This is a genomic window from Pseudomonas oryziphila, assembly GCF_003940825.1.
In the GTDB taxonomy this organism is placed as follows: domain Bacteria; phylum Pseudomonadota; class Gammaproteobacteria; order Pseudomonadales; family Pseudomonadaceae; genus Aquipseudomonas; species Aquipseudomonas sichuanensis.
In genome coordinates this window covers 5524409-5544320 of the sequence record NZ_CP034338.1, presented here as the reverse complement: position 1 = coordinate 5544320, position 19912 = coordinate 5524409, and the positions used below count along the sequence as shown (strand labels likewise).

At 64.5% G+C, this 19912-nt stretch carries 17 protein-coding genes; 9 read left to right on the top strand and 8 right to left on the bottom strand.

What is annotated here, in order from left to right:
- The first annotated feature begins 68 nt into the window (after positions 1-68).
- The 4 genes from fba to EJA05_RS25785 all read left to right on the top strand — a co-directional run bounded on the left by fba (position 69) and on the right by EJA05_RS25785 (position 4341).
- Complete coding sequence (fba, locus tag EJA05_RS25800; protein WP_008093958.1) at positions 69-1133, top strand: class II fructose-bisphosphate aldolase; 1065 nt, start codon at positions 69-71, stop codon at positions 1131-1133.
- Positions 1134-1366: 233 nt separating this feature from the next.
- Entirely contained in the window at positions 1367-3484 is a 2118-nt protein-coding gene (locus tag EJA05_RS25795; RefSeq protein ID WP_125860735.1) for a putative bifunctional diguanylate cyclase/phosphodiesterase, read from the top strand.
- A gap of 39 nt (positions 3485-3523) precedes the next feature.
- Positions 3524-4024: a M48 metallopeptidase family protein gene (locus EJA05_RS25790; RefSeq protein ID WP_125465807.1), complete on the top strand. Its 501-nt coding sequence runs from the start codon at positions 3524-3526 to the stop codon at positions 4022-4024.
- A 14-nt stretch (positions 4025-4038) separates the two neighbouring features.
- Positions 4039-4341 carry a winged helix-turn-helix domain-containing protein gene (locus EJA05_RS25785; RefSeq protein ID WP_125465806.1) on the top strand — a complete coding sequence of 101 codons (303 nt, stop codon included), beginning with the start codon at positions 4039-4041 and terminating at the stop codon, positions 4339-4341.
- 236 nt (positions 4342-4577) lie between these two features.
- Here EJA05_RS25785 and EJA05_RS25775 read toward each other — a convergent pair whose 3' ends face one another.
- The gene (locus tag EJA05_RS25775; protein WP_125465805.1) at positions 4578-5030 is read right to left on the bottom strand and encodes a GNAT family N-acetyltransferase; all 453 of its coding nucleotides are present in this window, start codon (positions 5028-5030) and stop codon (positions 4578-4580) included.
- A 224-nt stretch (positions 5031-5254) separates the two neighbouring features.
- On the opposite strand from EJA05_RS25775, the gene EJA05_RS25770 reads away from it, so the two are divergent.
- A complete protein-coding gene (locus EJA05_RS25770) occupies positions 5255-5992 on the top strand; it encodes a substrate-binding periplasmic protein (RefSeq protein WP_125860733.1) in 738 nt (245 codons plus the stop codon).
- Between the two features lie 121 nt (positions 5993-6113).
- Here EJA05_RS25770 and yccS read toward each other — a convergent pair whose 3' ends face one another.
- From yccS to EJA05_RS25735, 7 genes are all read right to left on the bottom strand, one after another.
- Positions 6114-8297: a YccS family putative transporter gene (gene yccS, locus EJA05_RS25765; RefSeq protein ID WP_125860731.1), complete on the bottom strand. Its 2184-nt coding sequence runs from the start codon at positions 8295-8297 to the stop codon at positions 6114-6116.
- 174 nt (positions 8298-8471) lie between these two features.
- On the bottom strand, positions 8472-9653 hold the full coding sequence (locus EJA05_RS25760) for a BaiN/RdsA family NAD(P)/FAD-dependent oxidoreductase (RefSeq protein ID WP_125860729.1): 1182 nt from the start codon (positions 9651-9653) through the stop codon (positions 8472-8474).
- A 136-nt stretch (positions 9654-9789) separates the two neighbouring features.
- Entirely contained in the window at positions 9790-11127 is a 1338-nt protein-coding gene (gene dbpA / locus EJA05_RS25755; RefSeq protein ID WP_267285401.1) for an ATP-dependent RNA helicase DbpA, read from the bottom strand.
- Positions 11128-11237: 110 nt separating this feature from the next.
- Entirely contained in the window at positions 11238-12665 is a 1428-nt protein-coding gene (gene mdtD, locus EJA05_RS25750; protein ID WP_125860725.1) for a multidrug transporter subunit MdtD, read from the bottom strand.
- 143 nt (positions 12666-12808) lie between these two features.
- Positions 12809-14137: a TldD/PmbA family protein gene (locus EJA05_RS25745; RefSeq protein WP_125860723.1), complete on the bottom strand. Its 1329-nt coding sequence runs from the start codon at positions 14135-14137 to the stop codon at positions 12809-12811.
- Positions 14137-15579: a TldD/PmbA family protein gene (locus EJA05_RS25740; RefSeq protein ID WP_125860721.1), complete on the bottom strand. Its 1443-nt coding sequence runs from the start codon at positions 15577-15579 to the stop codon at positions 14137-14139. Before EJA05_RS25740 ends, EJA05_RS25745 begins: the two co-directional genes overlap by 1 nt.
- Positions 15580-15609: 30 nt before the next feature.
- A complete protein-coding gene (locus EJA05_RS25735; RefSeq protein WP_125860719.1) occupies positions 15610-17406 on the bottom strand; it encodes an acyl-CoA dehydrogenase in 1797 nt (598 codons plus the stop codon).
- Positions 17407-17679: 273 nt separating this feature from the next.
- Between EJA05_RS25735 and EJA05_RS25730 the strand changes: the two genes are divergently transcribed.
- The 4 genes from EJA05_RS25730 to EJA05_RS25715 all read left to right on the top strand — a co-directional run bounded on the left by EJA05_RS25730 (position 17680) and on the right by EJA05_RS25715 (position 19742).
- Positions 17680-18012 (top strand): type II toxin-antitoxin system RelE/ParE family toxin, encoded by a 333-nt coding sequence (locus EJA05_RS25730; protein ID WP_125860717.1) that lies wholly within the window; start codon positions 17680-17682, stop codon positions 18010-18012.
- A 41-nt stretch (positions 18013-18053) separates the two neighbouring features.
- A complete protein-coding gene (locus EJA05_RS25725) occupies positions 18054-18338 on the top strand; it encodes a helix-turn-helix domain-containing protein (RefSeq protein WP_125860715.1) in 285 nt (94 codons plus the stop codon).
- Positions 18339-19087: 749 nt separating this feature from the next.
- Complete coding sequence (locus tag EJA05_RS25720; RefSeq protein ID WP_125465796.1) at positions 19088-19330, top strand: hypothetical protein; 243 nt, start codon at positions 19088-19090, stop codon at positions 19328-19330.
- A 142-nt stretch (positions 19331-19472) separates the two neighbouring features.
- The gene (locus tag EJA05_RS25715) at positions 19473-19742 is read left to right on the top strand and encodes a DUF3077 domain-containing protein (protein ID WP_125860713.1); all 270 of its coding nucleotides are present in this window, start codon (positions 19473-19475) and stop codon (positions 19740-19742) included.
- Positions 19743-19912 lie beyond the last annotated feature (170 nt).

The window sequence follows — 19912 nt, the reverse complement described above, 5'->3', positions numbered from 1 at the left end:
TGAACAGCAACCGCCCCTGCGGCAGGCTTGCACGAAACAAACGACGCTTGTCGGGAGAGAGATACACCATGGCACTCATTAGCATGCGCCAGATGCTGGACCACGCCGCCGAGTTCGGTTACGGCGTCCCAGCTTTCAACGTCAACAACCTCGAGCAGATGCGCGCCATCATGGAAGCCGCCGACAAGACCGACTCTCCGGTCATCGTCCAGGCCTCCGCCGGTGCCCGCAAATACGCCGGTGCTCCCTTCCTGCGCCACCTGATCCTGGCGGCCATCGAAGAGTTCCCGCACATTCCGGTGTGCATGCACCAGGACCACGGCACCAGCCCTGACGTGTGCCAGCGCTCCATCCAGCTGGGCTTCAGCTCGGTCATGATGGACGGCTCGCTCGGTGAAGACGGCAAGACCCCGACCGATTACGAGTACAACGTCCGTGTTACCCAGCAGACCGTTGCCATGGCCCACGCCTGCGGCGTTTCGGTTGAAGGCGAGCTGGGCTGCCTGGGTTCGCTGGAAACCGGCATGGCCGGTGAAGAAGACGGCATCGGCGCCGAAGGCGTGCTCGATCACAGCCAGATGCTGACCGACCCTGAAGAAGCGGCCGACTTCGTCAAGAAGACCCAGGTCGATGCCCTGGCCATCGCCATCGGCACCAGCCACGGCGCCTACAAGTTCACCAAGCCGCCTACCGGCGACGTGCTGGCGATCGACCGCATCAAGGAAATCCACAAGCGCATCCCCAACACCCACCTGGTGATGCACGGTTCCTCTTCGGTACCGCAAGAGTGGCTGGCGATCATCAACCAGTACGGCGGCGACATCAAAGAGACCTACGGCGTACCGGTCGAAGAAATCGTTGAAGGCATCAAGCACGGCGTGCGCAAGGTCAACATCGACACCGACCTGCGCCTGGCCTCCACCGGCGCCATGCGTCGCCTGATGGCGCAGAACCCGAGCGAGTTCGACCCACGCAAGTTCTTCGGTGAAACCGTCAAGGCCATGCGTGACGTGTGCATCGCCCGCTACGAAGCCTTCGGCACCGCCGGCAATGCCTCGAAGATCAAGCCGATCTCCCTGGAAGGCATGTTCCAGCGTTACCTGAAAGGCGAGCTGGCTGCCAAGGTCAACTGATCCGTTGGTAGTTGCTTGAAGAAACCCGCAGAGATGCGGGTTTTTTTATGCCTGTAACAATCCAGCGACAGATGAGGATTATCCCCACATAACCCGCAGCCATACCGTTAGTCGGCTAACATCAAATTCGATGGCGCTTAGCCATCTACCCGCGTTGCGTCTTCGGTCGCCCTGTCTAGAGTAAAGATCGGATCCAATAGCGGGCCAGGGTCGGTCTTAACATGGGAAGCAGCATGGATGTCGCTCACACACAACCTCCGGACAGCCGGTCGGTGCTACTGGTCGTAGACGACTATCCGGAGAATCTCATCAGCATGCGGGCGTTGCTGGCCCGTCAGGATTGGCAGGTGTTGACCGCCAGTTCGGGGATGGAAGCCCTGAGCGCGCTGCTCGAACACGAAGTCGACCTGGTCTTGCTCGACGTGCAGATGCCCGAGATGGACGGCTTCGAGGTCGCCCGGCTGATGCGCGGCAGCCAGCGCACGCGGCTGACCCCGATTATTTTCCTTACCGCCAACGAGCAGTCCGACGCCGCTGTACTCAAGGGTTATGCCAGTGGCGCGGTGGACTACCTGTTCAAACCCTTCGACCCACAAATCCTCAAACCCAAGGTGCAGGCCCAGCTGGACCAGCAGCGCAACCGCCGCATGCTGCAGCGCCTGACCCGCGAACTGGAGTCGGCACGGGCCTTCAACGCCTCGATCCTGGAAAACGCTGCCGAGGGCATCCTGGTGGTCGACGAGGCGGGCACTATCGGCTTCGCCAACCCCGCCATCTCGCGGCTGCTCAATGCACCAGTGGACACCTTGCAGGGCGCCCACGTGCTGGACTTGATCCAGTTGCCTTGCGCCAGCCTGTGGCGCGAGTCGGACTTCTACCAGGCGTATCTGGGTAGGCAGATCTTCCGCGTGCATGACGCTCAATTGCGCACCGTCTCCGGCCAGCTTGTGCCGGTGGCGCTGTCCTGCGCGCCGTTGCCCGTCGAGCAGCGGGCCATGGTGGTGACGGTGCTGGACATGTCGGTGGTGCGCAGCCTGCATCAACAGCTGGAGTACCAAGCGGTGACTGACCCGTTGACCGGGCTGCTCAACCGTCGTGGCTTCTACCAGGCCGCCGAAGGCGCGTTGCTGCGCAACGAACGCTCGGACAAGGCCCGCGCCCTGATGTACATGGACCTGGACGGTTTCAAGCGGATCAACGACCTGCTTGGTCACGAGGCCGGCGACAAGGTGCTGCGCTGGGTGGGCGAGCAGCTCAAGGATTGCCTGGGTAACGAAGCGCTGCTGGCGCGCATGGGCGGTGATGAGTTCACCGCGCTGTTCGACGGGCTGCCGTACCCGGAGCAGGCCGGGCGCTTTGCCGAGAAACTGCTGGAGCGCCTGTCGGGCCTGCAGGAAGTGGACGGGCTGGAGGTCAGCCTGGGGGTGAGCATCGGCATTGCCACCTACCCCGATTGCGGTTCCAGCGTCGAGGGCTTGCTGCGCGCGGCGGATGCTGCGATGTACGCCGCCAAGCAGGCCGGGCGCCAGCAGTACCGTTTCTATGACCAGGAGCTCAATGGCCGGGCGCGCTCGCGGCTGATGCTCGAAGATAGCGTGCGCGCGGCCATCGAGCAGAACGACTTCAACCTGGTCTATCAACCTCAGGTGGCTTTCGGCGATGGCCATTTGCGCGGCTTCGAAGCCTTGCTGCGTTGGAAGCACCCAAGTGTCGGCGATGTGCCGCCGGGGTTGTTCATCCCCTTGCTGGAAGAAGCGCGACTGATCAATCGCCTGGCCAGCTGGATTTACCGCAAGGGCGCTGCCCAGCGCAAGGAATGGGGGGCGCGCTTCGGGGCCCGGTTGGTACTGAGCATCAGCCTGAGCCGAGCCCAGTTCGCCATGCCGGGCCTTGCCGACGAACTGGCGCGGGTAATCGACGAATATGCCCTGTTGCCTGCCCAGTTGGAGGTCGAGGTGGCCGAGACCTCGCTGATGTACAACATCGACGCGGCGGTGAAGCAGGTGAATCGGCTGCGCGAGATGGGCATCCGCGTGGCGCTGGACGACTTCGGTGCGGGTGACTGCTCGCTGCGCATGCTGCGCGACCTGCCCATCGATACCCTCAAGCTCGACCGTCACCTGGTGGCGCGGCTGCCGGATTCGGCGGCCGACATCGCACTGGTGCGCAGTGTCATCGAACTGTGCGCGGCCTATGGCATCACCGTGATTGCCGAAGGCGTGGAAACGCAGGCGCAGGCGCAATGGCTCAAGGGCGCGGGTTGTGCCTACGTGCAGGGGTTCCTTGTTGCAAGGCCGATGACCGCCGCCGATGCCGGCGACTTCCCGGCGGTATTCCCTTGGGGCGAGTGATTGGTAAACTCGGCGCTCCTTACCCCGATCTGCACCCTGATGACCGCCTTACGCTACCTGCAAGCCTACCCGCCGCATCTACAAGACCAGGTGCGTCAGCTGATCGCCAGCGGCCGCCTGGGTGCCTACCTGGACCAACGCTATGCCGAGCGGCATACGGTACAGAATGACAAGGCGTTGTACGGCTACGCCCAGGATCTCAAGCAGGAATACCTGCGCAGCGCGCCGCCGCTGGACAAGGTGCTGTTCGACAACCGCCTGGACCTGACCCATCGCGCCCTCGGCTTGAATACCGCGGTGTCGCGGGTACAGGGCGGCAAGCTCAAGGCCAAGAAAGAGATCCGCATCGCCTCGCTGTTCAAGGAGGCGGCGCCGCAGTTTCTGCGCATGATCGTGGTGCACGAACTGGCGCACCTGAAGGAGCGCGACCACAGCAAGGCCTTCTACCAGCTCTGTCAGCACATGGAGCCGGACTACCACCAACTGGAATTCGACCTGCGCGTCTACCTGACCTATCGGGAGCTGCCGGGCAACACCTGAGGGACAAGCACCAGATGAGCACGGAAGTGAGCAAGACCCGCAGCAGTTTCTACCGCCGCCTGTACGTGGCCTGGCTGATCGACAGCCAGACCGCCACCAGTGTGCCGGCGCTGATGGAGGCCACCGGCATGCCCCGGCGCACCGCCCAGGACACCATCGCTGCGCTGGCCGACCTGGACATCGTCTGTGAGTTCGAGCAGCAGAGCGGCGCCCGCAACCATGCCGGGCATTACCGCATCCGTGACTGGGGGGCGATCGACAAGCAGTGGATCATCCAGCATCTGCGCCAGATCAGGGATGTGCTGGGTTATCCGTGATCTCTGCGCGGTCCTGGTGAGAGCAATTGTCTTGCTCGCTATTCAAACCGTTGCGCGATCACTGTGGGAGCGGGTTCACCCGCGAACACGGGCATAGCCCGTGCCAGGCACCGAGGTGTCATCTTCGCGGGTAAACCCGCTCCCACAGGCAGAGTGCAGGTCTTGAGTTCGGCGCTGTCAGGTGGGAGCAACTGCCTTGCTCACACTTTAAAGATCTGGCGCGCCCACCGGCGGCTTCAGCCCTTGCGCATGCCGATATGGGGAATGTCGTCTTCCAGATATTCCTCGCCTACCGCCACGAAACCATGCCGAGCGTAGTACCCCTGCAAATGCGCCTGCGCCGACAGGTACACCGGCGTCCCCGCCCAGCAATGTTCGGCACACTCCAGCCCCTTGAGCAGCAACTGATGGCCCAGGCCGCCACCCCGTGCGTCGGCTGCCGTCACCACCCGCCCGATGACCACGTCGCCACCCTGTGATTGCGGGTCGAGCAGGCGCAGATACGCCACCAGCTTGTCGTCCTGCCAACCCATCAGGTGCAGGGTGTCGCCGCTCAGGTCCTGCCCGTCGACTTCCTGGTAGGCACAGCGCTGCTCGACCACGAACACTGCCGTACGCAGTTGCAGGACGGCGTAGAGCTGTTCCTTGCCGAGGTCGCTGTGGTGTTTGCAAATCCACTCGATGGACATGGGTATGAGCTCCTTGTAATGGCGCTCGATCATCGCAAATCCGGCCGCTGCGCACGAGCCTGGCTTTGCTGCAAATCACGTCAGATGTCGTTCGGCCAAAATAGAGGCTAAATGACATTATTGTCCGCTGTCGCCGGCATGCGGCTTGTGTAATCTGCAGGCTCTGTTGTGAGTAGAGATCGCCATCTTCAGCGTGGGGCCCCCAACTGCGAAAGGATTTGAGCATGCGGCCACTGCTTTGCGTTCTTGGAATACTGGGTTTGTTGTGCGCGATGCCGGCAGCCGCCCAGGAGAAACTGCGATTGGTGGCCGACAGCTGGCCGCCCTTTACCGATGCCGCCATGCCCGGCGGTGGCCTGGCCACCAGCATCGTCACCACGGCGCTGAACCGGGCAGGTTTCGCCACTTCGTTCGAGGAAGTGCCCTGGGCCAGGGCCCTCATGGGCATTGGCGAGGGGCGTTACGACGTACTGGTCAACGCCTGGTACAACGATGAGCGCACGCGCATCGGCGAGTTCTCCGGCCCCTACCTCATCAACCGTATCCGCCTGCTCCAGCGCCAGGGCGAAGGCTTCGTGTTCACGCGTCAGGCCGACCTCTATCCCTACACCATCGCCGTGGTGCGCGACTATGCCTACTCACCGGGCTTCGACAGCGACGAGCGTCTGAACAAAGTGCCGGTGCGCAGTTTCTCGTCGGCGGTGCGGATGCTCGCGGCCGGGCGGGTCAACCTGACGGTGGAGGACGAGTACGTGGCGCGTTACAACCTGCAGCGCGAACCGCAGCAGGTGCGCGATGGGGTGAGCTTCGTCGACCCGCCGCTGAGCGAGAACAGCCTGCACATCCTGGTCAGCCTCAAGCACCCGGAGCACGGGCAGGTGGTGGCACGGTTCGAGAAGGCCATCGCGGCGATGAAGGCCGATGGCAGCTACGCCCGGTTGTTGCGCCAGCACGGTTTCTGATCTGCGTTGGCCCTATCGCCGGCAAGCCGGCTCCCACAGGTACGATGCTTGCCGCGAAATCGGCGCGATCCATGTGGGAGCCGGCTTGCCGGCGATAGGGCCAGTACAGGTAACCACGCAATCAGCCCGGCTCACCTTCCTTGATCAGGTGCCCCGCCAACGTGCGCAGCGGCCCCAATTGACGGCAGATCAGCGCCAGTTGGGTCTGCACCAGGCGCTGGTGCTCGTCCAGATCCTCGGGCATCTGCTCCAGCGCATTGGCCAGGGCCTCTTCCGCGTCACTGTGGATCGCCACCGGCAGGCGCGCGGCCAGGCCGTTGGCGATTTCGTCGAGGCTGGCGGCCAAGGTCTGGCCTGCACCCTCGATCAGCTGTTCATGGACCTCGGCCGGCAACGCGGTGTCGCGGTGTGCCCCAAGCCCTGAGAGATAACTGAGCAGGGTGTGCGACAGCACCAAAAAGCGGAAGCCGACATCCGCTTCCTTACGGAAATGCCCGGGCTCCATGAGCATGTTGGCCAGGGTGGTGGACAGCGCGGCGTCGGCGTTGTGCGCGTTGCGCCGGGCCAGGCGGTAGGCCAGGTCGTCGCGCTTGCCGTGGGCATACTGCTGCATGATCTGGCGCAGGTACTGGCTGGCGCAGGCCAGGGTATTGCCCAGCACCTTGTTCAGCCGGCGGCCCTGCCAGTCGGGCAGGAACAGGAACACCGCGAGGATGGCGATCAGGCTGCCGACCAGGGTATCGAACAGGCGCGGCAGGAACAGCCCATAGCCATCGCCGGTCTGGTTGAAGCAGAACAGCACCATCAGGGTGATCGCCGCCGTGGCCAGGGTGTAGCGGGTGGTGCGGTTGACGAAGAACACCACCCCGGCGACCACGGCGAAGGCCGACTGCATCAGCGGGTTGGGGAACAGGTCGAACAGCGCCCAGCCCACGGTCAGGCCGATGGCGGTGCCGAGCATCCGCTGGCCCAGCTTGCGCCGGGTCGCCCCGTAGTTGGGCTGACAGACGAACAGGGTGGTGAGGATGATCCAGTAGCCCTGGGTCGGGTGGATCAGGTGCACCATGCCGTAGCCCACCGACAGTGCCAGCGACAGGCGCAGGGCATGGCGGAACAGCAGCGAGGTGGGGGTCAGCTGGGTGCGCAAGCGCTGCCATACATCCTTCAGGTTGCGCGGCGAGCGGTCGAGCAGGCTGCTGTCGCTGGCGTCTGCCAGGCTGTCCGGGTTGCTCGCGGCGCCCAGCAGGCGGTCCAGCGTGGCCAGGTTGGCGGCCAGGGCCCGCAGCGAGCGCAGCAGCCCGCGCCAGGCCGGGTTGTTCTGTTCGCGCAGGTGCTCCAGCGAAGCATTCAGGTCTTCCAGCGCTTCGGGGTAGCCGCTGGCGAGCACGAACGGCTGGCGCAGGCGGATCGAGCGTGCCAGCTCCTGGCAGGAGGCACCCTGTTTGCGCAGCAGGCGCTGGCAACGGAACATCACGTCGCTGTGGAAGAACGCCTCGTTGAGGGCGTTGTAGGGGTAGTGCGAGGCGCTGACCCGCTCGTGCAGGTCCTGGGCCAGGAAGTACAGCTTGAGGTAGCGGCTGACCTTGGAATTGGGCTGACTGTTGCTGACTCGGTGCAGGATGATTTCCTTGGCGGCGTTGAGCGCGGCCACCACCTTGCCGTTCTGCTTGGCCAGTTCCAGGCGCGTGGCCTCGACGTCTAGGCCGCGGATCGGCTCGAACAGGCTGGCCTTGAGCTTGAGGTAGCTGCCCAGTTCATAGAACAGCTTGGCCAGGCTCTGTTGCACCGGCTGGTTGGAAAACAGCGCCTGCCACAGCACCGACAGCAGCCCGTACCAGGCGGCGCCGGTCACCAGCAGCAGCGGCTCGTGCCAGAAGTCATTGACCTCGCCGCCGCGCTGGTCCACGCCGATCATTGTGTACACCGACAGGATCAAGGTCGCCGAAGCGATCGCCCCGTAGCGCTCGCCCAGTGCGCCGAGCATGGTCAGGCCGAAGGCGGCCAGGGCCAGGGCGATGGCGAAGATCCAGGGGTAGGGGAACAGCAGCTCCACCGACAGGGCGGCGATGGCAAAACAGCCGAGGGTGACCAGCAGGGCGCTGAGGCGGCCCTGCCAACCGTCATCGGTCTCGGCCAGCGCGCTGGCGATGATGCCGAGGAACAGCGGGATGAGCAGGCTCATCTCGTTCTGGTACCAGCACCAGGCCATGCTGCCGGTGAGGGCGATGGTCACACGAATGGCGTAGCTGAACTTGTCTTGGCCCCACAGGCGACGCAATGAATGGCGGAACGAGCTCGATGACATGATGGCCTGCTGGGCAGTTTGCGGACTAGAACCTTGGGGGCCTCATCGCGGGGCAAGCCCGCTCCCACGAGACACAGGAGGCCTTTGTGGGAGCGGGCTTGCCCCGCGATGGTTTTGCACCCGTCACAACACAGACCAGCAAGAAGCGTTCCGTGCTGCTGAATGGATTCTACTCTACACGAACTGCGCCGCAGCGTTGGCCGAAGCCCAGGCCCACTGGAAGTTGAAACCACCCAGGTGCCCGCTCACGTCCAGCACCTCGCCGATGAAGTACAGCCCGGGGCTCTTCAGCGATTCCATGGTCTTGGACGACACCTCGCGGGTATCCACGCCGCCCAGGGTCACCTCGGCAGTGCGATAGCCCTCGGTGCCCGCCGGCACCACCTGCCAGGCCGCCAGTTTGCCGGCGATCTGCGCCAACTCTGCCGGGGTGTACTGCTTCAGCGGCTTGGATTCGAACCACTGCTCGGCCAGCAGGTTGGCCAGCTTGCGGGTGAACACCTCGCCCAGCACGGTCTTCAGCTCGCTGTTGGGGCGCTCGACTTGCTGGCCCTGCAGCCACTCCAGGGCATCGCGGTCGGGCAGCAGGTTGATCTCGACGGTGTCGCCGGCCTCCCAGAACGACGAAATCTGCAGGATCGCCGGGCCGCTCAGGCCGCGGTGGGTGAACAGCAGGTTTTCCCGGAAGCTTGTGCCGTTGCAACTGGCGGTGCAGTCCAGCGAGGTGCCGGACAGCTCGGTGCACAGTGCCTTGAGCTGGGGCTCGGTGATGGTGAACGGCACCAGGCCGGCGCGGGTCGGCAGCAGTTGGTGGCCGAACTGGCGCGCGACCTGGTAGCCGAAACCGGTGGCGCCCAATGTCGGGATCGACAGGCCGCCGGTGGCGATCACCAGCGACTGGCAGGCGAACGGGCCGGCGCTGGTCTGCAGGCGGTAGCCGCCTTCGGTTTTCTCGATCTGTTCGATGCTGGTGTTCATGCGCAGTTCGGCGCCGGCCGCGTCGCACTCGGCCAGCAGCATGTCGAGGATGTCGCTGGACTTGTTGTCGCAGAACAGCTGGCCGAGCTTCTTCTCGTGGTACGGCACGCCGTGCTTGCACACCAGTTCGATGAAGTCCCACTGGGTGTAGCGGGCCAGCGCCGACTTGCAGAAATGCGGGTTGTGCGAGAGGAAGTTGGCAGGCTCGGTGTACATGTTGGTGAAGTTGCAGCGCCCGCCGCCGGACATGAGGATCTTCTTGCCCGGTTTGTTGGCGTGGTCGAGCAGCAGCACCCGACGGCCACGGCGGGCGGTGAGCTGGGCGCACATCAGGCCGGCGGCGCCGGCGCCGAGGATGATCACGTCGGTGGAGTGCACGGTTGGAACCTTTGGCAAAGTAGGGGGAAGCGTGGGAGCGGGCTTGCCCCGCGATGCGCTGGTGCAGGCAATGATGTTGGCCCTGCTGACGCCATCGCGGGGCAAGCCCGCTCCCACGAGCGATCTGCTGATCGGTTTAAATAATGCGGACTTTCAGGGCGCGACCCTTGATCTTGCCGCTGTTCAGGCGCTGCATGGCCTGCTTGGCCACTGCCCGCTCCACGGCCACGAACGCCACGAAGTCGAAAATGGCGATCTTGCCCACCTGCTTGCCCGGCAAGCCGGCATCGCCGGTCAGCGCACCGAGGATATCGCCCGGGCGCAGCTTGTCCTTGCGCCCGGCGCCGATGCACAGGGTGGTCATCGCCGGCAGCAGTGGCTCGCCGCCTTTGTTCTTCAGGTTGTCCAACTGCTCCCAGCGCAGCGGCTGCTGTTGCAGGTCTTCGATGGCCTGGGCGCGGTGGCCCTCGGCCGGGGCCACCAGGCTGATCGCCACGCCCTTCTCGCCGGCACGGCCGGTACGGCCGACGCGGTGCACGTGGATCTCGGCGTCACGCGCCAGCTCGACGTTGATGACCATGTCCAGGCCATCGATGTCCAGGCCGCGGGCGGCCACGTCGGTGGCTACCAGCACCGAGCTGCTGCGGTTGGCGAACATGGTCAGCACCTGGTCGCGGTCGCGCTGCTCCAGGTCGCCGTGCAGCGCCTGGGCAACGATGCCCTTGGCGGTGAGGTGGGCCACGACGTCTTCGCACTGCTGCTTGGTGAAGCAGAACGCCACGCAGGACTGCGGGCGGTAGTGGCCGAGCACGCGGGTCACGGCTTCCAGGCGCTGCTGCGCGTCGATCTCGATGAAACGCTGTTCGATCTGGTTGTCGCTGTGCAGCGCTTCGACCTTCACCTGCTGCGGCTGGCGCATGAAGTTCTTGGCCAATTGCTCGATGCCGGCCGGGTAGGTGGCCGAGAACAGCAGGGTCTGGCGGCGCGACGGGGTCTTGCCGATGATGCTGGCGATGGCGTCGAAGAAGCCCATGTCGAGCATGCGGTCGGCTTCGTCGAGTACCAGGGTGTTGAGGCCGTCGAGTACCAGGGTGCCTTTGTCCAGGTGCTGCTGGATGCGCCCCGGGGTGCCGACGATGATGTGCGCGCCGTGCTCCAGCGAGGCGATCTGCGGGCCCAGCGAAACGCCACCGCACAGGGTGAGGATCTTGATGTTGTCCTCGGCCCGGGCCAGACGGCGCAGCTCCTTGGCCACCTGGTCGGCCAGCTCGCGGGTCGGGCACAGCACCAGCGCCTGGCAACCGAAGTAGCGCGGGTTGATCGGATTGAGCAGGCCGATGCCGAACGCGGCGGTCTTGCCGCTGCCGGTCTTGGCCTGGGCGATCAGGTCCTGGCCCTTGAGAATGACCGGCAGGCTCTGGGCCTGGATCGGGGTCATCGAGGCGTATCCCAGGGCGTCCAGGTTGGCCAGCATGGCGGCGGACAGCGGGAGGGTGGCAAAGGCGGTGGTTTCAACGGTCACGAGGCGGGCCTACTGCGATGCAAAAAATGTCGCACAGTCTACCAGCCTCATGGCCATTCGCCCTACGACTCGACGTGCTCTTCCGGACGACGAGCGCGCCTTCCGTCTGTCGGCGCCAGTTGCAGGAAGATCGCCGCCGCCAGCATGGCCATCACGCCGATGGTGACGAAGGTCAGCTGGAACGCCCCCAGGGTGCTTTGCACGCCTTCGGCGCTGCCGGCAGCGGTGAAACCGCCGAGCAGCGCACCGGCGCAGGCCACGCCCAGGCTCAGCGACAGTTGCGCGACCACCGACAGCAGGCTGTTGCCGCTGCTGGCGCTGGCGTCGTCGAGGTCGATCAGGGTCACGGTGTTCATCGCCGTGAACTGCATCGAGTTCACCGCCCCCAGCAACGCCAGTTGCACCAGCAGCAGGGCATAGGGCGTCTGTTCATCGACCAGTCCCAGGCTGGCCAGCAGCAGGCCCAGCAGCAAGGTATTGCCGGTGAGCACGATGCGATAGCCCAGGCGTTCGATCAGCGGCCGGGCCACCGACTTGGCCAGCATCGCTGCTGCAGCCAGCGGGATCATGCTCATGCCCGCCTGGGCCGGCGAGTAACCCAGCGCCACCTGCAGCAGCAACGGCACCAGGAAGGGCAGGGCGCCGCTGCCCAGGCGGGCGAACAGGTTGCCGAGGATGCCGATGGCGAAGGTGCGCACGCGGAACAGCGACGGCGAGAACAGGGGCTCCGGGTCACGCCCGGCACGCAGCCAGTACGCGGCCAGGCAGGCCATGCCGGCGAACAGCAACAGCATCACCCGCAGGTGCGGCAGGTGCAGCTCGCCCAGGCCTTCCATGGCGATGGTGATCAGCACCATCGCCGCACCGAACAGCACGAAGCCCGGCGCGTCGAAGCGGGTGCGCTCGGCGCCGCGCAGGTCGGGGATGAACTTCCACACCGCATAGCAACCGAGGGCGCCCACCGGCAGGTTGAGCAGGAAGATCCAGTGCCAGGTCAGGATCTCCACCAGCCAGCCGCCGAGGGTCGGGCCGAGCAGCGGGCCGAGCAGGCCGGGGATGGTGATGAAGCTCATGATCCGCACCAGCTCGCTGCGCGGGTAGGCGCGCAGCACCACCAGCCGGCCTACCGGCAGCATCAGCGCCCCGCCCAGGCCCTGCACCACCCGGGCGAAGATCAGGAAACCCAGGCTGTTGGCCATGGCGCACAGCAGCGAGCCGAAGCTGAACAGCAGGATCGCGCTGAAGAAGATGCGCTTGGTGCCGAAGCGGTCGGCGATCCAGCCCGAGGCCGGGATCAGCAGCGCCACGGTGAGCATGTAGGCGATGATCACGCCCTGCATGCGCAAGGGGTCCTCGGCCAGCGAGCGGGCCATGGCCGGCAGCGCGGTGTTGAGGATGGTGCCGTCCAGCGACTGCATGAAGAAAGCGATGGCCACCACCCAGGGGATCCAGCGGGCGGTGACGGGGTCCAGCGGTGCGCGTTCGGGCATGGGAAACCTCAGGCGAGTGTAGAGCCCATTGTGGGAGGGGAACGGGCGTGGGAGCGGGCTTGCCCCGCGATGGCGTCGGATCGGCCATTGATGTTGCCTTGGCTGGCCCTATCGCGGGGCAAGCCCGCTCCCACGTTGTAGTTTTACAAGGTCAAGGTGAGCCCTTTGACCAACGCCCCCGGCAGATGGCTCGACCCGGTACTGCGCTGCCCATAAGTGCTGGTCGACAGGATCATCTCGCGCTCCTGGGTCAGGTCTTCGAGCTGGCTGCCCAGCAGGCTGTAAAGGCTGTCATCGAAGCGCATGGTGCTCACCGGCCCCTGGATCTGCCCGTTCTCCACCCAGAACGTCGCGAACCGGGTCAGCCCGGTCATCCGCGCGGCGGGCAGGTCCGAGTAGTTCAGGTACCACAGGTTGCTGATGTACAGCCCGGTGCCCAGGCGTTCGAGGATCTGCGCGCTGGGCAGGTTGCCCGGCGCCAGGCTCAGTGCGCATGGCGATTCGTAGCTGTCGGCGCCATTGGCCTGAAGTGTGAACTCGGCGGCGCTGCGGGCGCTCACCAGCCGTTCCAGTGCCCGGCCTTCACCGATCAGCAGCAGGTCGCGACGCGGCGAGCCCTCGTCGGAGAACGCCGGGCTCAACGAGCCGCTGACCTGTTCGCTGAAACTCACCAGCGGGCTCAGTCGTGCATCGCCGTTGTACAGGCGTTGCAGCGAGCTGTTCCCCGTGGCCAGTGCCTGGGCGGAGAAACCACCCCAGCAGAGCATCCCGGCGATTTCGTCCATCGCCGCTGGCGCCAGGTAGGCGCGGTAGCTGCCGGGCTTGAGGGTAATGGCCGGGCGGCCCAGGTGTTGCAGCTGTTCGCGGGCCAGGCGCAGGCGCGCGGCAAAGGCCTCGCCGCTCCAGGCCTGGCCTGCATAGTTGGCTTTGACCGCCTGGCCGTTGGCGTGGAACAGGCTCCAGTCGAAGTTGAAACTATTGGCCTGGTGCCAGCCGAAGGCGCCGAACGAGCTGGCGAAGCCGCGGCAGATGGGGCCGGCGGCGTAGATGCCGACCAGGTCCAGGTCGTTGGCCTCGTGCTCGACCAGGGCCAGCACTTCATTCAGCTCGGGCAGTGGCTGCTCCAGCAGGCTGTGGCTGTGCCAGGCACTCTCGTCGAGGCTCAGGTACGGATCGACCGGCAGCAGCGGCAGGGTCTGACGCAGTTGCCCGAGGCCGTCATGCAGGCGCTGGCGATCCAGCTCGGCGTCATCGCCCAGGGTGATCTGCTGCTCCGCCTGGCGGCCATCGCGAATAAGCCGCAGCTGCACGCTGGCCTGGCTGACCAGCCCGGCCTGACGCACTTTGGCATGGTTGAAGCGCACGAACTGCGAGTGTTCGGCGCTGTAGCCCAGGGTGAACTGCTCGCCGGGTTGCAGCGCATCGCGCAGGGCGCCGAGCAGGTCTTCGAAACGTTGTTGATAGGTGCTCATCAGGCGTCCCCTCCGAATACGTCGATCTGGCGGAACACGCAGGCCGGCGAAGCGTGGCCGACCCGCACCACCTGGTTGGGTTCACCCTTGCCGCAGTTGGGCGTGCCCAGTACCTGGAAGGTGCTGCGATCGCCCACCGCCGACAGGTTGCGCCAGAAATCGGCGGAGATGCCTCTGTAGTTCGGGTTTTTCACCACGCCCTTGAGCTCGCCGTTCTCGATCAACTGGCCCCATTCACAGCCGAACTGGAACTTGTTGCGGGCGTCATCGATGGACCACGAGCGGTTGGTGCGCATCAGGATGCCGTTTTCGATTGCGCCGATCAGTTGCTCCAGCGGCTGGTCGCCTGGCTCGATATTGAGGTTGGCCATGCGGTCGATCGGCGCGCGGTTCCAGCCACAGGCGCGGCTGTTGGCCACGCCGTCCAGGCCCGAACGCAGTTGCGATAGCGCGCCGCCCAGCGGGCGCACCAGCAAGCCGTTGCGGATCAGGAACTGCTTGCTGGCCGGGGTGCCGTCGTCGTCGAAGCTGTAACTGGCCAGCTCTTCGCCGATGGTCGGGTCGAAGGTCACGTTGAGCAGCGTGGAGCCGTATTGCAGGTGGCCGAAGTCGGCGGCTTTGACGAAGCTGGTGCCGGCGTAGTTGCGCTCGTCGCCGAGGATGCGGTCCATCTCCAGCGGATGGCCGATGGACTCGTGGATCTGCAGCATCATCTGGTCAGGCATCAGCAGCAGGTCGCGGGTGCCGCTCGGCGTGTTGGGCGCCAGCAGCAGTTGCAAGGCTTCGTCGGCCACGCGGCGGGCCGCGCCGACCAGGCCGCAGCGCTCGATCACCTCGACGCTGCCTTGCTGGCCGAAGTTGTCGCGGCCCAGGGTGCGGCTCTGGCTGTCCTGGCCGTCGCTGGCGGTGACGCCCAGGCCTGGGTAGACGAAGCGCTGGGCATGGCGCAACTCGGCGCCGGCGGAGTTCAGGTAGGTCTGCTCGACCAGGCTGATGCCCAGGCTGGCCTGCCAGTCCACCAGGCGGCTGTCCTTGGGCACGCTGGCGGATTCTGCGGCCAGCAGCTCCAGGCAGTCAGCGAGGTTGGGCAGGGGCTGCTCGAAGTTGGGCGAAACGTGGTCGTGACGCTCGCTCGGGGCGGCTTGGCCGCTGAGGTCGAGCAGGCTATAGGCCTTGATGCGCCGGGCCAGTGCTTCGGCCTGTTCAAGGGCACGCTGCAGGCCGCTTTGCGACAGGTCGGCGGTGGCCGCGTAGGCTTCGACGCCGTTGACCCGCACGGTGAGCATGGCGCCTTCATCCTGGCTGAAGTGCGGCGGCTCGGCGACATTGCGGCGTACTGAAAGGGACTGGTGCGATTGCTTGACGTGGCGAAGCGAGAACACTTCGGCCGTGCTGCGCAGCGCGGCGAAGCGCTGGCGCAGCAGGGCGCTGGAATCGAACATGGGAAACCTCCGTTGGCGCGGTGGCTCCCCCTAGAACCACCCCTCTTGCATGCCCAGGCACGTATCGTCGCGGGCCTCGAGCAATGCGAGGTCATTATGGCAGCCCGGTACTTCCCAGGTGAGGAAATAACGCGCGGCCTTCAGCTTGCCCTGGTAGAAGTCGCGGTCGCGGCCCTTGAGCAGGCCGAGTTCGGCATGGATGGCCTGCTCCAGCCAGCGCCAGCCGATCACGCAGTGACCGAAGGCCTTCAGGTACAGCGCCGAGTTGGCCAGGGTCCCGGCAACCTTGCCTTGGGCCAGGTCGCCGAGCAGGGCCAGGGTGACCGCTTGCAGGCGATTGACCAACTGCTCCAGCGGCTGGCGCAGGTTATCCAGGTTCGGCTGATGGCTGGCGCGCTCGCAGGTGCCGGCGATCAGGCGGATCAGTTGCTTGAGCCCGGCGCCGCCGTTCTGCGCCAGCTTGCGGCCCAGCAGGTCGAGGGACTGGATGCCCTCGGTGCCTTCGTGGATCGGGTTCAGGCGGTTGTCGCGGTAGTACTGCTCGACCGGGTATTCGCGGGTGTAGCCATGGCCGCCGAGGATCTGGATCGCCAGCTCGTTGGCCTTGAGGCAGAAGGTCGAGGGCCAGGATTTGACGATCGGGGTGAGCAGGTCGAGCAGTTGCTGGGCTTGCTGGCGGGCGTGTTCTTCGGGCGCGGTGTGGGTGTCGTCGAACAACCGCGCGGCGTACAGGCCCAGGTCGAAGGCGCCTTCCACGTAAGCCTTCTGGGCCAGCAGCATGCGCTTCACGTCGCTGTGCTCGATGATCGGCACGGCCGGGCTGTGTGGGTCCTTGTTGTCCGGCAGGCGGCCTTGCGGGCGCTGGCGCGCGTACTCCAGTGAGTAGAGGTAGCCGGCGTAACCGAGCATCACCGCGCCCATGCCGACGCCGATACGAGCTTCGTTCATCATCTGGAACATGCAGGCCAGGCCCTGGTGCGGCTGGCCGACCAGGTAGCCCACGCACTGGCCGTTGTCGCCGAAGTTCAGTGCGGTGGAGGTGGTGCCGCGCCAGCCCATCTTGTGGAACAGCCCGGCCAGCAGCACATCGTTGCGCGGGCCCAGGCTGCCGTCGGGGTTGACCAGGTACTTGGGCACGATGAACAGCGAGATGCCTTTCACGCCAGCCGGTGCGCCCGGCAGTTTGGCCAGGACCATGTGCACGATGTTCTCCGAAAGCGCGTGGTCGCCGCCGGAGATGAAGATCTTGTTGCCCTTGAGCCGGTAGCTGCCATCGCCGGCAGGCTCGGCGCGGGTGCGGATATCGGCCAGCGAGGAGCCGGCGTGGGGCTCGGTCAGGGCCATGGTGCCGAAGTAGCGGCCTTCGATCATCGGTTGCAGGAACAGGCGCCGCTGTTCTTCGCTGCCGAAGCTCTCGATCAGGTTGGCCGCGCCCATGGTCAGGAAAGGGTAGGCCGTGGTGCCGGCGTTGGCAGCCTGGAAGTGGGCGAAGCAGGCTTGCGATACCAGGCTGGGCAGCTGCATGCCGCCCACTTCGAAATCGCGGTTGGCGTTGAGGAAGCCGGCTTCGAGGAAGGCGTCCACTGCTGGTTTCACTTCCGGGATCAGTTCGGCGCGGCCGTCCACGTAGCGGGGCTCGTTTTCGTCGCCCTTGCGGTTGTGCGGGGCGAAGTACTTCTCGGCGATGGTACGGGCGGTGGTCAGCGCCGCGTCGAAAGTTTCGCGGCTGTGCTCGGCGAAGCGCGGGCGTTGGGTCAGGGCCTCGGCGTCGAGTACTTCGTAGAGTTCGAAGGCGAGGTTGCGGCTGCTGAGGAGTTGCTCGGACATGGCGGCATTCCTGGGTCGGGGTGCGGCGAGTCTAGGCGGGGTGGTGGGGCGGGGGACAGGTTAATTGGTTTGGGTGATATGGGTTTAGAAGCCGCCATCGCCCTGACCGCTGTCGTGCGCCCGGCGGTATGCAGGTGGGCGTCAGCCGTCGCAAAGCCTTGTCATGGAATTGCGCTTATATCGATACCGATATAGATTTAACCTTGCCGCTCATGGAGAGCTTGCACCTTTGGCTGATCGGGCCGGGTGTGAGCGTTGGCAGGAGCGTGCAGGATGCAGAATGAGCAGAAGCCAATCGAGTGGTTGGGTAGCAGCAAGCAGGACCTGCGGGATTTTCCAATAGTGGCAAGGCAGCGGGCGGGGTATCAGTTGGCGCTGATCCAGGATGGTGAAGAGCCCGCCGATTGGAAGCCGATGGACAGCGTGGGTGCAGGGGCGCGGGAAATCCGAATCAAGTGTAGGGATGGTGCGTTTCGCGTGTTTTACGTGGTGAATCGGCCAGAGGCGATCTATGTCCTGCATGCGTTTCGCAAGAAGACCGAGAAGACTGAGAAGCGCGACATCGACCTGGCGAAAGCGAGATACAAGTTGTTAGGTACCTGTTGAAGCGCATTGTTTTGAAGTACGGATGCACAGAGGGATTTGCGATGACAAACGAACGCTCCACTTCGGTATGGGATGCGCTGTTCGACTCACCCGAAGAGGCCGAAAACCTGCGGCTTCGGGCGAAACTGATGAGACTGCTGACCAAGCTTGTCCAGTCTTGGGATCTGCCGCAGAAAGACGCAGCACGGCGGCTGCACCTCACTCAGCCTCGCTTGAGTGATCTGCTCAATGGCAAGATCGATAAGTTCTCGTTGGATGCTTTGGTGAATATTCTGGCGAATGCTGATCTGGAAGTTGACTTCACGGTGAGAAAGAAATCTGCGTGATGCTTGCTTCGCTGTAGTTGCGCGGATTTTTTCTGATTAGGTCAGGGCTGCCAGGTGTTCGCCGAAAGCTCTTCAGCGCCTGTGAGATCGAGCGCCGCCCGCGCGGCGCATCGCGGCACAAGGCCGCTCCTACATCTGTTTCGGGCCAATTGTTCCTGTGAAAGTATCGGCGCCTGCCTTGGTGCATGCCTTGAGTCATGTGGAGCGGCGGCAACGCCCACACTGAAACCGCGTCGTACCAACAAGGCGACCCAGGTGATGGCACAGGAAAGACTGGCCCGAAACAAACTGTGGGAGCGGGTTTACCCGCGAAGCGCCGCGCGGGCGGCGCTCGATCTTGTAGGCGCTGCAAGGCTTTCGCCCAGCGCTTGGACGCCCTCATGCGATCGTAGCTATGGACCTGGAAGCGCTGGAACCAAGGGTTACCTCTGCCGCGTTTCCTACGCAAATCCCGAGACTTCCCCTATTCCCTGTAGTCCATTTCCCAAACATACTTCTGCCCCCTTTCAAGCCATTGCGGTGCTGTGGGTTGGTCACTAGTCTCGGGCGGTCGTTGCGAATGCAGCGACCGGCTTTGACAGGCCGACTCAAATACGACCGTATGGCTATGCCCTTATGGCGGCTGTGCGTGGGGCATCTTCGGGTGCGCCGGGTTTCCTCTATTTGACCGGTCTGTCAACCCATGTACAGCTGCCACCCTTTGTTTGACAGCGAATGGTGATGGTTCCATCTCAAATTGAGGATTCATCATGCTGAAGATCGTCCCCGATCCACCCCACAACCATCACTCCCTTGAAGACACCCTGATCCAGGCCACCGAGTACGCCCTGTGCGCAGTGACCGTGGTCCATCAGGCGATGCTGCTGCAGCCCAAGTCGCCCGTTTCGGTCTTGTTGATGACGGCGATGCACGAGACCGAAGCGCTGCGGGTGTTGCTCGAATCGGCACTGATTCAGGTGCAGATGCCGGCGCAGCAGCAGGCGATGCATTAGGCCGTGAGCGCTGTGTTGTTCAGGCGGGCCTCATCGCCGGCAAGCCGGCTCCCACAGATATGACGCACGCCTCACCTTGTGGGAGCTGGCTTGCCAGCGATGAGGCCCGCACAGGCACCGGAAAACTTCAGGGGATCAAACAATGACGACAATCGACACCACACCCAAAACCACCGTCGGCAAGACCAAGTTCTACCAAGGCGAGGGCATGACCGCACCGCTGTTCTGCATCGAACCCGGCATCCCTTGCCAGCACGCCCGCGATCAAGCGTCGGAGCTGATGGGCTGTGTGCGCGACCTGACCATCACCGGGATCATGGAAGAGAAGCCACAGCTGCTCTGGGCGTCTTATTACCTGAGCGCCTTGGCCAAGGCACTGATGGATGATGCCGAGCTCGGCATGAAGCACTGAAGTTTGTGTTGCCGGTGCTGGCCTCTTCGCGGGTAAACCCGCTCCCACAGTTTCACTTTTGCCTCAGGGTCTGCGTTGCGCCTGTGGGAGCGGCGGTTCGCCGCTGCGATTTACCCGCGAAGAGGCCAGTAAGATTGCAATAAAAAGTAGAGCCTGAGCTCTCCTTATCT